The following is a 273-nucleotide window of genomic DNA, read 5'->3' as shown; positions in this document are numbered from 1 at the left end:
CGGTGCCAACATGGGCCGGCTGGTCGATCAGGCCATTGATCAAGGCCAGCTCACCGAGCTGCGCCAGATGTGCGCCAAGGTGCATCCCTCGCTGATCGAGCGCCTCGATCAAGTGACGAACCTGCTCGACATGAGCGAGCGCGAGTTCATCGAGGCTGCTGTGTCTGATGCGCTGGCCCGCGCCGAGGAAGCTATCGAGCGTTCCGGTGCCCTGGATCAAGGGAGCCTGTGATGCTCACGCTGACCGGCACCATTCGAGCAGTCACCACCCTG

1 protein-coding gene is annotated in these 273 nt (G+C 63.4%); it reads left to right on the top strand.

The features are described from left to right. A partial coding sequence (locus tag ABG80_RS22725; protein ID WP_407638748.1) for a hypothetical protein occupies positions 1-232 on the top strand: 232 nt, incomplete at its 5' end. Positions 233-273 lie beyond the last annotated feature (41 nt).

Source organism: Aquabacterium parvum, from assembly GCF_001447195.1.
GTDB classification, from domain to species: Bacteria; Pseudomonadota; Gammaproteobacteria; order Burkholderiales; family Burkholderiaceae_C; genus Aquabacterium; species Aquabacterium parvum.
This window is presented reverse-complemented; position numbering and strand designations above follow the sequence as displayed.